The 14,147-nt window shown below is 42.2% G+C and carries 17 protein-coding genes; 8 read left to right on the top strand and 9 right to left on the bottom strand.

Features of this window, described 5'->3' with window-relative positions; translation table 11 throughout:
• Nucleotide 1: 1 nt before the first annotated feature.
• From J0654_RS14495 to J0654_RS14465, 7 genes are all read left to right on the top strand, one after another.
• The gene (locus tag J0654_RS14495; protein ID WP_207029831.1) at nucleotides 2-1,249 is read left to right on the top strand and encodes an NADH:ubiquinone reductase (Na(+)-transporting) subunit B; all 1,248 of its coding nucleotides are present in this window, start codon (nucleotides 2-4) and stop codon (nucleotides 1,247-1,249) included.
• Nucleotides 1,250-1,251: 2 nt separating this feature from the next.
• Nucleotides 1,252-2,001 carry a Na(+)-translocating NADH-quinone reductase subunit C gene (locus J0654_RS14490; protein ID WP_207029830.1) on the top strand — a complete coding sequence of 250 codons (750 nt, stop codon included), beginning with the start codon at nucleotides 1,252-1,254 and terminating at the stop codon, nucleotides 1,999-2,001.
• 1 nt (nucleotide 2,002) lies between these two features.
• Nucleotides 2,003-2,650, top strand: coding sequence for an NADH:ubiquinone reductase (Na(+)-transporting) subunit D (locus J0654_RS14485; RefSeq protein ID WP_207029829.1), 648 nt, complete (start codon nucleotides 2,003-2,005; stop codon nucleotides 2,648-2,650).
• 11 nt (nucleotides 2,651-2,661) lie between these two features.
• Nucleotides 2,662-3,402 carry an NADH:ubiquinone reductase (Na(+)-transporting) subunit E gene (nqrE, locus tag J0654_RS14480; RefSeq protein WP_207029828.1) on the top strand — a complete coding sequence of 247 codons (741 nt, stop codon included), beginning with the start codon at nucleotides 2,662-2,664 and terminating at the stop codon, nucleotides 3,400-3,402.
• 6 nt (nucleotides 3,403-3,408) lie between these two features.
• Nucleotides 3,409-4,719, top strand: coding sequence for an NADH:ubiquinone reductase (Na(+)-transporting) subunit F (nqrF, locus tag J0654_RS14475; RefSeq protein ID WP_207029827.1), 1,311 nt, complete (start codon nucleotides 3,409-3,411; stop codon nucleotides 4,717-4,719).
• 86 nt (nucleotides 4,720-4,805) lie between these two features.
• On the top strand, nucleotides 4,806-5,165 hold the full coding sequence (locus J0654_RS14470; RefSeq protein ID WP_207029826.1) for a Na(+)-translocating NADH-quinone reductase subunit F: 360 nt from the start codon (nucleotides 4,806-4,808) through the stop codon (nucleotides 5,163-5,165).
• Nucleotides 5,166-6,170, top strand: a complete 1,005-nt coding sequence (locus J0654_RS14465; RefSeq protein WP_207029825.1) for an FAD:protein FMN transferase — start codon at nucleotides 5,166-5,168, stop codon at nucleotides 6,168-6,170.
• Here the strand turns inward: J0654_RS14465 and J0654_RS14460 are convergent.
• From J0654_RS14460 to gpmI, 4 genes are read right to left on the bottom strand one after another with little or no spacing between them, the layout of a single operon-like run.
• Complete coding sequence (locus J0654_RS14460) at nucleotides 6,160-6,936, bottom strand: class I SAM-dependent methyltransferase (protein ID WP_207029824.1); 777 nt, start codon at nucleotides 6,934-6,936, stop codon at nucleotides 6,160-6,162. The genes J0654_RS14465 and J0654_RS14460 overlap by 11 nt on opposite strands.
• 27 nt (nucleotides 6,937-6,963) lie before the next feature.
• Entirely contained in the window at nucleotides 6,964-7,338 is a 375-nt protein-coding gene (locus tag J0654_RS14455) for a GxxExxY protein (protein ID WP_207029823.1), read from the bottom strand.
• Nucleotides 7,339-7,387: 49 nt separating this feature from the next.
• A complete protein-coding gene (gene map, locus J0654_RS14450; protein WP_207029822.1) occupies nucleotides 7,388-8,206 on the bottom strand; it encodes a type I methionyl aminopeptidase in 819 nt (272 codons plus the stop codon).
• Between the two features lie 44 nt (nucleotides 8,207-8,250).
• Nucleotides 8,251-9,768, bottom strand: coding sequence for a 2,3-bisphosphoglycerate-independent phosphoglycerate mutase (gene gpmI / locus J0654_RS14445; RefSeq protein ID WP_207029821.1), 1,518 nt, complete (start codon nucleotides 9,766-9,768; stop codon nucleotides 8,251-8,253).
• Between the two features lie 207 nt (nucleotides 9,769-9,975).
• Between gpmI and J0654_RS14440 the strand changes: the two genes are divergently transcribed.
• Entirely contained in the window at nucleotides 9,976-10,368 is a 393-nt protein-coding gene (locus J0654_RS14440; protein WP_207029820.1) for an ankyrin repeat domain-containing protein, read from the top strand.
• Nucleotides 10,369-10,469: 101 nt separating this feature from the next.
• Here J0654_RS14440 and J0654_RS18405 read toward each other — a convergent pair whose 3' ends face one another.
• The 5 genes from J0654_RS18405 to J0654_RS14420 all read right to left on the bottom strand — a co-directional run.
• Entirely contained in the window at nucleotides 10,470-10,637 is a 168-nt protein-coding gene (locus tag J0654_RS18405; RefSeq protein ID WP_207071957.1) for a DUF6747 family protein, read from the bottom strand.
• A gap of 113 nt (nucleotides 10,638-10,750) precedes the next feature.
• On the bottom strand, nucleotides 10,751-11,515 hold the full coding sequence (locus J0654_RS14435; protein ID WP_207029819.1) for a M48 family metalloprotease: 765 nt from the start codon (nucleotides 11,513-11,515) through the stop codon (nucleotides 10,751-10,753).
• Between the two features lie 38 nt (nucleotides 11,516-11,553).
• Entirely contained in the window at nucleotides 11,554-12,288 is a 735-nt protein-coding gene (locus J0654_RS14430) for a M15 family metallopeptidase (RefSeq protein ID WP_207029818.1), read from the bottom strand.
• A 78-nt stretch (nucleotides 12,289-12,366) separates the two neighbouring features.
• Nucleotides 12,367-13,533: a gliding motility-associated C-terminal domain-containing protein gene (locus tag J0654_RS14425; RefSeq protein ID WP_207029817.1), complete on the bottom strand. Its 1,167-nt coding sequence runs from the start codon at nucleotides 13,531-13,533 to the stop codon at nucleotides 12,367-12,369.
• Nucleotides 13,533-14,147, bottom strand: a 615-nt coding sequence (locus J0654_RS14420) for a hypothetical protein (RefSeq protein WP_207029816.1), incomplete at its 5' end; no start/stop codon positions are given. The genes J0654_RS14425 and J0654_RS14420, both read right to left, overlap by 1 nt.

The following is a 14,147-nucleotide window of genomic DNA, read 5'->3' as shown; positions in this document are numbered from 1 at the left end:
TATGGGCATGAAAGAAAAATTACATCAGTTAAAACTTAAGTATCAGGGCAAAAAAATGGCTCCGGCCTTCAATGCGCTGCATACTTTTCTTTATACACCTAATGAAACAACGCACTCAGGTTCGCATGTGAGGGGTGCGGATGATCTTAAGCGTACCATGAACACGGTAATTTTGGCCTTGGTGCCATGTTTGTTGTTCGGTATGTTCAATGCAGGTTATCAGCATTACTCTGCAATCAATGGATTTCCTGAGAGTTTTTCCCTTTTCAATGATTTCTTGACTTGGGATAACTTCTTGGTGGGGATTACAACGGTACTGCCATTGGTCATTGTTTCTTATGGAATTGGATTGGGTATCGAATTCTTGTTCGCCGTGATCAAAGGCCATGAGGTCGAGGAAGGATATTTGGTGACGGGAATGTTGGTTCCCTTGATCATCCCTGTAGATACGCCACTTTGGATGTTGGCAATAGCTGTAGCCTTTGGTGTTGTGATCGGTAAAGAAGTTTTTGGTGGTACGGGAATGAATATATTGAATCCAGCACTGACAATCCGTGCATTCTTGTTCTTTGCTTACCCTACCTGGATGAGTGGAGATAAGGTATGGGTGCACGAAGCGGTGGAAAGAGCTGGAACTGCAGATGCCATTTCTGGTGAAACTGTGCTAGGTTCACTGGCTCAGGGTTCAGATTACAGTTATTCACTGGCCGATATGTTCTTTGGGTTTATTCCAGGCTCTGTTGGCGAAACATCTACCTTGTTAATTATATTGGGAGGACTCTTCTTGATTTTCTCAAAAATAGCCTCTTGGAGAATTATGGTGAGCGCCGTTATTGGTGCATTGGCCATGGGACTCATATTCAATGGTATAATAGATGCTGGTTGGTTGCCGGAATACAGTAAGTTCTATGCGTTAATGAGTTTCCCTTACTGGCAGCACTTGTTGGTGGGAGGTTTGGCCTTCGGTATCGTATTTATGGCCACTGACCCTGTAACAGGTTCCCAGACCAATAAAGGTAAATGGTACTACGGTTTCTTTATCGGATTCCTTTCGGTAATGATCAGGGTGTTCAACCCGGGATATCCAGAAGGTGTTTTCTTGGCAATCTTGCTAATGAACGTATTTGCACCTACCATTGACCACTACGTAGTGAGAGGTAACATCAAAAAGAGATTGAAACGATTTAAGACAGCAACCATCTATCCAAAATCTTCGGATGAGGTTGAATTAAAAACGGAAACAGCTTAATTATGGCAGTCAATACAGAAAAAAATAGCTACACTGTAATCTTTGCAGTCCTTATGGTTATTGTTGTAGGGTCGTTATTGGCATTCGTTGCATCTGGCCTTAAGCCAATGATTGATGAGAATGAACGCTTTGAAAAGCAACAGAATATTCTTTATGCCATGGGAGTAAACGAAAATGAAGGGGATGGAGATGTTTCCTTTGTTCCCACTACCCAAGTAGAGGATGAATTCTCTCAATATATAACGCAACAGTTGGTCTTGGAAGGAACTGAGGCGGTTGAGAAGGAGAATGCTTACTTGATCAATGTGGAAAAGGCATTGGCCAAGGCCAAAAGTGGTGAAAAAGCAGAGCTTCCATTGTTGATCGGGGAAAAGGACGGTGAAAAATTCTACATCATTCCAATGTACGGTAAAGGTCTTTGGGATGCTATTTGGGGATATATGTCCGTAGGCGAGAACATGGAGATCAAAGGAGTTTATTTTGATCACCGTGGAGAAACTCCCGGTCTGGGAGCCAACATCAAGCAACGTTTTTTTATGGATGACTTTAAAGGAGAATCCATTATGGACGATAATTCTTATGTAGGGGTAGAGGTGGCAAAAGGAAACAATGATCCTTTGAACAGCGATAAAGAAGATAATCAAGTAGATGCTTTGGCAGGAGCTACAATTACAGGTAACGGTGTTACCGCAATGATTAAAGAAAGCCTGAAACTCTACAAACCTTATTTACAAACTATTAGATCCAATTAATATGGCGCTACTATCAAAAAAAGATGCAAATCTGATAAAAGACCCGTTAGCGGACAACAACCCTATTACCATTCAGGTATTGGGTATCTGTTCGGCATTGGCGATTACTGCAGAGCTTAAAGCCTCTGTGGTTATGGCAATATCTGTATTGTTCGTGTTGGGTGTGGGTAACGTGGTCATATCGCTTATACGTAATATTATACCCGCTAAGATCCGAATTATTGTACAGTTGGTCGTCGTTGCCTCTTTGGTAATTATTGTGGATCAAGTATTGAAGGCCTTTGCTTATGAATTAAGTAAAACGCTTTCGGTATTCGTTGGATTGATCATTACAAACTGTATCATCATGGGACGATTTGAAGCTTTTGCCTTGGGCAATGGTCCTTGGAAATCTTTCTTGGATGGTATAGGTAATGCATTGGGATATGGAGTAATCCTTGTAATTGTAGGTTTCTTTAGGGAACTATTGGGTTCAGGTACTCTTTTCGGAATGAAAGTATTGGGAGACCCTGTAAGCAAAACAGGATTGTACTCCATCGGATATGAGAACAATGGCTTTATGATTATTCCTCCAGCAGCATTGATCGTTGTGGGAATCATCATTTGGGTACAACGCTCCAGAAACAGAGCATTAATTGAAGAAGCATAAACTAAGGAAGCATGTTAGAGCATTTAGAACTATTTTTTAGATCAATCTTCGTAGACAATATGGTGTTTGCGGTCTTTTTGGGAATGTGTTCCTATTTGGCCGTATCCAAAAAAGTTTCTACCGCTGTAGGTTTGGGAGCTGCCGTAATATTCGTTTTGGGTGTTACCGTGCCGTTGAACTGGTTATTGGATAAGTATTTATTACAAGATGGAGCTTTGGTTTGGTTAGGGCCGGAGTATGCAGATTACGACCTTAGCTTCCTATCCTTTATTCTATTTATTGCCACCATTGCAACAATGGTACAATTGGTAGAAATCGTAGTTGAAAAATTTTCCCCATCCCTATACAACTCATTGGGTATTTTCTTGCCTTTGATCGCGGTAAACTGTGCAATCCTTGGTGGTTCGCTATTTATGCAGACAAGGGAAATCCCAAACATTGGACTGGCCTTAAATTATGGGATTAGCTCTGGTATAGGATGGTTCTTGGCCATTTTGGCCATAGCTGCCATTAGGGAGAAAATCAGATATTCCAATGTTCCCGCACCATTGCGTGGTCTGGGAATTACTTTTATAATCACAGGTTTAATGGGAATCGGGTTCCAAAGTTTTGGTGGTATGCTCACAGGAGACAACGAACCACCAGAGGATACTCAGAACACTACCGTTGAAAACCAGGAAGAAAAAGAAATCAAGAAAGAGATTGAGGATAAGGAAAAGGCAATCTCTTATAACGAAGCCATAAACAAATAGAAGAAGATGATATTAGCCGCAAGTACCGGAGGTACTATCTTAATTACTGTAGTTGCATTTCTTGTTTTGTTGTTAGTGTTGGTGGCATTATTGCTGTTCACTAAAGAAAAACTGTCCCCATCAGGACCTGTAACCATCACTATTAATGGTGAAAAGGAATTGGAAGTTGGTTCCGGAGGGTCTTTGTTGTCAACGTTAGGTAATCAAAAAATATTCTTGCCATCCGCTTGTGGTGGTGGTGGAACCTGTATCCAATGTGAATGCCACGTACTATCCGGAGGAGGAGAGGCATTGCCTACAGAAACTCCCCACTTCTCAAAAAAGGAACTGCAAGAAGGGGCACGCTTGGCCTGTCAGGTTAAGGTAAAACAGGATATGGAAATCACCATTCCAGAAGAGGTGTTTGGTATCAAAAAATGGGATGCCAAAGTGGTGCGTAATTACAACGTCGCCTCTTTTATTAAAGAGTTTGTGGTGGAAATTCCAGAAGAAATGAACTATAAGGCAGGTGGTTATATCCAAATTGAGATTCCACCTTGCGAGATAAAATATTCCGATATTGATATTACCGCTCACCCAGAAGAGCACGAAACCCCTGACAAGTTCCAAGCGGAGTGGGATAAATTCAACTTGTGGCCATTGGTCATGAAAAACCCTGAAACTGTTGAAAGAGCCTATTCGATGGCCTCTTACCCAGCAGAAGGAAGAGAGATTATGTTGAACGTTCGTATTGCGACCCCACCATGGGATCGTTCCAAAAATGGATGGATGGACGTAAATCCAGGTATTGCTTCTTCCTATATTTTTAGTTTAAAAGAAGGTGACCCGGTAACTATTTCTGGACCATTCGGTGAATTCTTTATCAACGAGTCCGATGCAGAAATGCTTTACGTAGGTGGTGGTGCCGGAATGGCCCCGATGCGTTCCCACTTGTACCACTTGTTCAAAACATTGAAGACCGATAGAAAAGTTACTTATTGGTACGGTGGACGTTCCAAGAGAGAGCTCTTCTATATTGACCACTTTAAACAATTGGAGAAGGAATTCCCTAACTTTAAGTTCTACATGGCACTTTCCGAGCCATTGGAAGAGGACAATTGGAAGGTGAAGAAAGATATCAATGATGAAGAGGGTGATGGTTTTGTTGGTTTTATTCACAATTGTGTAATCGACAACTATTTGAACCATCACGAAACGCCAGAGGATATTGAACTCTATTTTTGTGGTCCACCATTGATGAACAAGGCGGTTCAAAAAATGGGAGAAGACTTTGGTATTCCAGATGAGAACATCAGGTTTGATGACTTTGGAGGATAAAAACCAAAAATAAAATCACCTCGAGCAGTGTCGAGAGGTATCAATAAAACCAAACCGATGCTCCTGCATCGGTTTTTTTGTTACTTATGCGAAGAGAACTAACAGAACAGGAACTGCACAACTTGGCCATGAATATTGTGGGTCGCGAGCTGGAGGCCGATGGTTTTGAGTTTATGGCCATCAACAGCAAGCTCAAAAAAAACCCACAGTATGTATGTCTCAAGGAAAAAGTGCTCCACTTTATTGTGGTGCGGAATGTGGAATTTCCCCTAAATCCAAGAGAGTACGATGAAGAATTAATGCGAACTGTAAAGAATCATGCCGAGAAATTTGAGGCTCGGACCTATTTTGCTGGAGTCGGTCTTTCCAATGTGGCGGATAGAACAGAGCCATTGTACCTGGATGAAGAATACGTAGTGGATTATCAAGGTTTAATAGAAATATAAATGAATAACAAAGCATTATTGTTGGGATTGGTTGTATTGTTTTTGCACTGTGCTCCGAAAGAACAAGTTAAAAACCAAACATGGGGCAATGCCCTGGGTACCACATATTCCATTATTTACATTGCCGATGAGGAGTTGGACTACCAAAAAGAAATAGATTCCGTTTTTCAAGTGCTCAACCAGTCCATGTCCACTTATATTCCTTCTTCCGATATCTCCAAGATCAACGAGGGGGATTCTACCGTTGTGGTGGATGATATGTTCAAAGAGGTATTTGATGTTTCAAGTGAAGTTCATAAAGCCTCTAAGGGTTATTTTGATCCCACTATTGGCGTTTTGGCCAATGCATGGGGGTTTGGACCGGGAGAACAAATTGAGCTCGATAGCCTTCGTGTTGATAGTTTGTTGCGTTATGTGGGATGGGAAAAAGTACAACTGAATGCTGATCATACAATATCTAAAGCATACCCATCTATCCGATTTGATTTTAATGCCGTAGCCAAAGGTTATGCCATAGACCGATTAGGTGCAATGTTGGACGCAAAGGGGATTCAAAACTACTTGGTGGAAGTGGGAGGCGAAGTATTGGCCAAAGGCACCAATCTGGATTCTGGAAAGCAATGGACCGTTGGAATTGACGATCCCCAAGTGGAAACAGGTCGCCAACTCAAACAGATTGTTACCTTGAAGGATATGGCCATGGCCTCATCAGGAAACTACAGAAAATTTAGGGTAGATCCAGAAACAGGAGAGAAGTATGTCCATACCATCAACCCCAAAACGGGGTACACCAAAAATTCCAATGTTTTGGCAACAAGTGTAGTAGCAAAAACTTGTGCCGTGGCCGATGCTTTTGCAACAACCTTTATGGCGATGGATTTGGAGGATTCCAAACAAGTGCTTCAGGACCATGATGAGCTGGAAGCCTATATTATTTATTTGGATGAAAATGGGGCGACCCAAGAGTTTTTTACGCCAGGTTTTGAAGCTTTGATCAAAAACTGATCATTTTTTTTGCCAAGGGGATGATTTCACCTTGGGCCAAGCGATATTTTTCCACCATTTCCTTTGAAAGTGTGTTGGTGTAATCTACTTCTTCAACCGTAAAGCCAACACTGCGAAGCTTGTCAAAATAATCCCTGCCATAAATGCGGACATGGTCGTACTGACCAAAAATGCGGGCGCGTTCCTTTCTGTCGGTAATGGAGTCATCCTCGAATGTTTTTCCCCTTTTCAAATCCTGTGGTATCTGAAATATGCCCCATCCACCTGGTTTCATTACTCGATAAAGCTCTTGCATGGCCTTGGTGTCATTGGGGATATGTTCCAAAACATGGTTGCACAAAATCACGTCAAATGTATTGTCCTGAAAGGGTAGTTTACAAATATCCGCTTTTACATCTGCCAAGGGCGAATTGAGGTCGGTGGTGGTGTATTCCAAATTGTCCAACTTTTTAAAACGATTGTAGAAGGCCTGTTCCGGGGCAAAGTGGAGCAATTTTAAAGGCTGTTCAAAGAACCCGGTTTCATTTTTTAAATATAGCCACAACAGCCGGTGCCGTTCCAGTGATAGGGTAGAGGGGGAGAGTACGTTCTCTCTTGGATCCTCATAACCGTAGGGTAAAAAGCTTCTAAAGGATTTTCCATCTATCGGGTCCGTAAATTTGTTTCCTTTTAGGGAAAAGGCAATCGCAGGTCTTACCCAATAACTTAATCGGATCAGTATAGGTCGGGGGATTAGATTAAGAAAGAATTTGAATATTTTTGACACGGATTACACGAATATTTACCAATTGATCTACAATATTACTCTTTTATAGGATAAACTATCTTCGCCAAAATTTATGATTAATCCTAACTTCATCTTTGATGCGGCCAAGTAGTTCAATGTTTGTTTCACATGACTGCTACTGATTTTTTCAACTGCCTTAAGTTCTAGGATAATTTTGTCATCCACTAAATAATCAGCATAATAATGATGCTTTAATTTCTTTCCTTTGTAGATGATATCGAATTTGACTTCTTTTTTAAATGGAACGCCATTTGATTTTAGTTCAATTTCTAGAGCATCGCTATACACTACTTCGCTGAATCCTTTACCAAGTTCATTATGGATATCCATGCATAAACCGATAACAAAGTAGGACTCATTTTTATAAATGATTTGGGACATTTATCTGAGTAATTGGTGAAATTTGTGTCAATATAAAAATTACTGATCACTAAAGCACCAACTTCTTGCTACGGAACTCATCTTCTTCGTCGCTTTTGATTCCCAAAGCCTCATAAATATATTGGAAAGTGGACAAGAGTTCGGGTTTTCCGTCCACAAGTGCCACATCGTGCTCAAAGTGGGCGCTTGGCTTGCCATCGGCAGTGAGTATGGTCCAGCCATCCCTTAGCTGTTTTATTCGTTTGGTGCCCATATTGATCATGGGCTCAATAGCTACCACCATACCGTTGACAAACTTTTTGCCTCGGCCTCTTTTACCATAATTGGGCATTTGAGGGTCTTCATGAAGTTCCCTGCCCAAACCGTGGCCCACCAATTCACGTACCACGCCATATCCATGGTCTTCTGTGTATTTTTGAATGGCATAGCCGACATCACCCACACGATTGCCCAATTTGAACTCTCGAATACCTATATAAAGCGATTCTTTGGTCACCTTAAGCAATTGTTTGGTTTCTTCTGCCACTTCACCAACTTCAAAGGTGTAAGCATGGTCACCATGGAATCCATTTTTAATGGCCCCGCAATCGACTGAAACAATATCACCGTCCTTTAAAGGTTCGTTCCCAGGTATACCGTGCACCACTTGTGCGTTCGGACTCCAGTTTAAAGTATTTGGAAAGTCGTACATACCCAAAAAGCCAGGTACTGCTCCTTGTTCACGAATAAATTCCTCGGCCATCTTATCCAACTTCAATGGATTGGCCCCAGGCTTGATTTCTTTGGCCAACATTCCCAAAGTTTTGGATACAACCAAAGCGCTTTCACGCATCAACTCAATTTCCTCAGCTGTCTTTACTTTAATCATAGCTGCAAAGATAAATTGATTCTATGGATTTAGGCACATTTGGCTTAAACCAATGGTTTTTGCGTCATAAGATCAGGTTGTGGAACACCCAATAATTTAAGAATGGTAGGTGCAATATCTCCTAAAACACCACTTTTTACCTCCTTGATATCATTGTCAACCAAAATAAGTGGAACGGGGTTGGTGGTATGCGCTGTGTTAGGGCTGCCATCGGGGTTTATCATGGTGTCGCAGTTGCCATGGTCTGCAATTACAATGGTGGAATATCCATTTTCCAATCCAGCGGTGATGACATCTTTTGCGCATTCATCGACGGTTTCACAAGCTTTGATTGCGGCTTCCATGACACCGGTATGTCCAACCATATCGGGGTTTGCAAAATTGAGGCATACAAAGTCGGCATCTCCTTTTTTCAATTCGGGAATAATGGCATCCCGGATATCGTAAGCGCTCATCTCTGGCTGAAGATCGTAAGTGGCCACTTTGGGCGATGGGCACAGAATGCGCTGTTCTCCTTCAAAAGGTTCCTCTCGACCTCCATTAAAGAAAAAGGTAACGTGCGGATATTTTTCGGTTTCTGCGATTCGTATTTGCTTTTTACCGTTTTTGGCAAGGGTCTCGCCCAATGTATCTTTTATATTTTCTTTGTTGAATATGATTTTGATGCCCTTGAAGGAATCATCATAATTGGTCATGGTAACATAGTACAGATCCAGTTTGTGCATATTCTGCTCATGAAAGTCCTGTTGGCTCAGAGCTTGGGTCAATTCACGGCCACGGTCGGTCCTGAAATTGAAAAATATAATGACGTCACCATCCTTGACCTTGGCAACGGGCTCATTGTTCGAATCAGTCAATACCAATGGTTTAATGAACTCGTCGGTAACGCCGTCATCATAACTTTTTTGCATCGCCTCGCCGATATTTTGGGTTTTATCACCTTCGGCGTTCACGATGACATCGTATGCCATCTTAACACGCTCCCATCTTTTGTCACGATCCATGGCGTAGTATCTGCCGATTACAGTGGCCAATTGGGTCTTTTTGTCCGTACAGTAGTTGTCCAGATCTACCAAAAAGCCTTTTCCACTTTTAGGGTCCACATCACGACCGTCGGTAAAGGCGTGCACAAAAGAATTTTCCACGCCACTATCATCAGCGGCTTTGATCAATGCCTTGAGATGATCTATGTGACTGTGCACCCCACCATCACTGACCAATCCCAAAAAGTGGACAGGTTTGTTATTGGCTTTGGCATATTCAAATGCCTCTTGGAGTACTTTCTCGTTCTTTAAGGTGTCTTCTTTTACGGCTTTATTGATTTTAGCAAGGTCTTGGTATACAATTCTACCGGCGCCAAGGTTCATATGGCCGACCTCACTGTTTCCCATTTGCCCTTCCGGCAGACCAACGTTCATGCCATCGGTGTGCAAATCTGCATCGGGATATTTGGTGTAAAGTGAATCAATAAATGGGGTATTGGCTTTTTCAATTGCCGAAACATTTGGATCTGGAGATTTTCCCCAGCCATCCAAAATCATAAGAATAACCTTTTTGCTCATAGTAACATATTGTACTACAAAAATAAAGTGATCTGGTTGGATGCCCTAGTTTTTTGTTAAAATTCTAATTATGAAGTTGTTAATAATTTTAAGTTAAAATTGAATACTTGTTAAAATTTAGTTATTTAACTGTTAATAATGTAACATTGACTGTTTTAAGAAGTCTATTTTTATAACAAGTAATTTCATTAATCAAAAACAATCATCATGAAAAAAACAATCTTCACAGTGGCCGCTGTATCCATGTTGGCCCTAAGCGGTATTTCTGCAAACGAGCTGAAAACCATCGAAACAGAAGCAACCATTGAAATGGTTTCACCGGATGACCTTAGCGCTTTTTGTAAAGCAGTAATGCAGGGCGATGTGGATACCGTTAAAAAATTCATTGAACTTGGAGAGGATGTCAACCAAAAATCCCTAGGTAAGGCACCTATCCATTATGCCGCACGATATAACAAGGCCGAGGTCTTGAAAGTACTTATCGATAATGGTGCGGACCTTAAAAAACGTTGTGATGGCGGTATGACGGCGATGAAATATGCCGAACTTTCCCATGCCAAAGATGCAATGGCGGTGCTAAAATCAGCTATGAAAAAATAGAAAGGAGTTTATTCGTCTAACGAAAAAGGCCCATCCGAAAGGATGGGCCTTTTTGCTCATTTACATATTTAGTGTCCTTGCAAAAGAGTGTGTCTCGTAGCTTAGAATTCAAAGCCCGTAAAAGCTCTGTATAAAAATCCATATACGGCCATAAAAAACATAACCGCACAAAATATGGAATACCCTTTTAAAAAGAGTACTACAAAGCTAGGTTTGCAATCGTCAAATGCCTCTAAATAGAGATTTTTAAAATGTAATAGTGTTCCCATATGTTCTCTCTTTTTACCGCATAAAAAGATTAAGGGAACTAGTAGGATTCGGGGTTAGTCCAAAGGTACAGAAATAAAGTCAAATGCCTTGTTTAATCGATAAACAGTCAATTCTATCGACCTGAATATTGTTGGATGGCTTCTTTGATTTTATCTATTCTGTTCTCAGGGTCGGGGTGTGTGCTCTGAAACTCGGGAACTCTGTTCGGGCCTGCTGCGGCCTTTAGAATTTCCATCACCGCTATCATTTCATAGGGGTCGTACCCGGACTGAATCATAAATAAAACCCCTAATTCATCACTTTCCAATTCGTCGCCCCTGCCATTTTTAAGCAGGGTGTTCTGACCTATTCCAGCGACTAAATTTCCCATATCTCCTCCTACGGAGGCCCCTGTTGCAAGGGTTTGCCAAAAATTACTCTCTGCAATCCGTTCCGCGGAGTGTCGACCGATCACATGACCAATTTCGTGGCCCAAAACCCCGGCCAGTTGTGGTTCGTTCAGCTGGGAGAAGAGTGCATAGGTTATAAAGATTTGACCTCCAGGCAAAGCAAATGCGTTGATGGTTTTGTCATCGGCCAATAAATGAAATTCATATGGATAAGGAGTCTCCCGAGCTAAACTTTTTTGCACCAATTTATTGCCCACGGCATCCACCAATGCTTGCATGCGTTCGTCGGGATACAGACCACCGTGTTGTTGTGCCATTTCGGGTGCGCTTTGCAACCCAATGGCAATTTCCTGTTCCGCGGTCATGTTTATGTTTTGGGTCCTGCCCGTATATGGATTTTCCTCTTGGTTACTGCACCTACGAACAAAAGCGAAGGCAACGATGGCCAAACCTATAAGGATACGTACTCTCCAACTTCCTCGTCTCATGGGTTAGTGTTCTATATAGTTGAAGATACAAAATAACGCTATAGCAGTACCGGGTTGATATCCAAAATATTGTCTTGCAAGTAGGTCTTTACAAAGCCATTGGTAAAGTATTCAATCCCTAAAAATTGTTCCTTTTGTAAAAGCTTTAGCATATTGAGCTTTCGGTATGCGGTTAACATGGGAATGGAGATTGGCGCATAGCTGTAGTGCCATGGTTCGTATTTAAAGCCTCTGCGTCTAGAGTTATCGGTATAAACCAAATAAAACCCGTACTTCTCGGAATTTTCATCCAACCACAGTTTTAAACCTTCATAAGGACCGCCTGCTTCAAATTTTTCGGCCTCAAGCACATCTCCGGAGACTTTTGGGTTTGCATCGATAATATCAATGTCGGTGCCCCAATGATGTCTGCTCGTTCCGGGTATCGTGGAATATTCAATGATTTTATCTATGGCCTCTAAAGGAGTCAGTCCTTCATCCTCCGTAAAACTTAGGTATTTGCGCTCCCAAATGCGTTCCTGATGATAAAAATCACGGAAACTGGATACCAGTTTAATATCAAAACCATCTGAATAGGCTGCTTTTTTCATGGCCAAGAAGGATTCGTATGCTTCTTCCCTCAGATTGATGCCTTCCCCAAAAAGTTCGATATCAGCTTTGCCCATAAGTTCGGCTGTTGAATAATCAAGATCGTAAAGGTTGGGGAAAATAGGGGGGATGGTACAGGCCAGGCCCGACACAGAAGCAGTTTTGATAAAAGTCCTTCTTTTCATGAAACAAATTTTTGTCCCAAGTTAAGAAGTATTTTTAATTCTTGAATTTGAAAATTTAGGGAAGAACTCCACTTAATGCTATCGGTCCAAGAACAAAAAACCGGAATATTCCAGCTCCAGGTCGTCCATGGTAACAAGGTAAAAGTAGACCCCCTCGGGTAATCCCGCACTTTGGTTTGTGATCAGGGTTCCGGTGTTGGCGATTCCCCTAAACTCGTTGGTGTAATTGACCTGCTCAAACACCTTTTGTCCATAACGGTTAAAAATGCGGACACTGTTGTTGGGCGATTCTTCCAAGCCGTCAATAATCCAAAAATCGTTGGTTCCATCCCCATTCGGACTCAAAAAATAATTGCCCAAAGTGGGATTGTTCACGGCAAAGGTATCACTAGGCAGCGGGATGGTACCAAAGGTAATGGCAGCATAATCGCTTGGTAAAAAAGTTTCCGAAGTAATAAATCCTTGGGTAAGGTCGCCGCTAAAGGCCGAATTGCCAATAATTACCCATTCGTTGTCTGTTTTGCTCCATCCGACCACAATAATGGATTCGGGCGTAGCATTGGGTATGGCGGCCAGACCGCTGCGCGGGTTCCAGGATATGGTAACTTGGGCTGGTACATCGCTCTGAATAATCCAAAATTCACGATCGGATACCGAACCGATCTCTTGTTCTTTCTCGTCCGTATCAAAACCTTCCAAGATGGAAGATGGATTGGATGGGTCCTCAAAAAAATAGGCGCAGATGGCCAATGGTGTGGTGCTTTGCGAAAGCAATGTCAAAGGCCTCAGTTGTTGTTGGTCCCCCACGGGAAACGAAAACACATCCCGGTCGTTCACTGCAGCAAACCCCGTGATCTTGGATGCGTTGCTTTCGCCGGTGAAAAAGCCTTGGCCCATAAAGTTAAGGTATACTGCTTGGTTGTTTGCTGGGGTCAAAAAATCACCATCGATAAAATTTACGTTGTTCTGGACCAGTACAGGGTTTTGTAAAAACACATTGCTGCTGTTCATGATTTCCGTATCCCACAAGGTCGGTGAAAAACTTCCGGAGACGATTATGACACCGTTACCGTAAAATCCGACCAATCCCGAGGTCTGTTCAAAACTGGCATTGTTGATAAAGTCGGTGTGCAGCCCCAAGTTGGCATTGTTGTGCATTTGCAGGTTACCATTGTTGAAGAGCCCCGTTTGGGCCACAGCAAAGTTGACCCACAATAAAAACGCTATGTGGAGGAGGGTTTTCATTAGTTGATTTGCTGCCATATAGTTCCATCAAATTGTACCCAAAGAGATTGACCATTAGCAATAGATGCGGCTGTAGATCCTGAAATATTAATTGCTCCTCCACTATTATTTCTAAGGATAATTATTTTTCCAATTGGTAAGGTTCCATCTGTCAATAATGTTACACCAGTAGGATATGTTCCGGAATTTAATATGATTGTATAATTTGAATTATCAGGTGTTGTATCTGTGATAACCGAAGTTATTGGTTTTACTGTGGTGTTAAGATAAGCTCCCCCGTCTGACCCTTGTGTAATAGAATTTTCAGAATCTGTACTGACAATTGTCTCGTTGGTGTCGATGTCGACCTGAGTCCCGAAGTCGTCTGTGATGGTGAATGTTCCGTCCGTGTTGTCCACGGCCGTTGCGATCTTGGCATCAAAAGTTGTGGGGGTTCCGTTCTCGGACGAATAGGTGAATGTTCCGTCGTTCCCGTCGGTCAGGGTTGTCACGGTCTCGTTGGTGTCGATGTCGACCTGAGTCCCGAAGTCGTCTGTGATGGTGAATGTTCCGTCCGTGTTGTCCACGGCCGTTGCGATCTTGGCATCAAAAGTTGTGGGGGTTCCGTTCTCGGA

Source organism: Flagellimonas profundi (genome assembly GCF_017313275.1).
GTDB classification, from domain to species: domain Bacteria; phylum Bacteroidota; class Bacteroidia; order Flavobacteriales; family Flavobacteriaceae; genus Flagellimonas; species Flagellimonas profundi.
Note: the sequence above shows the minus strand (reverse complement) of the source record. Positions and strands in the feature narration are given on the sequence as shown.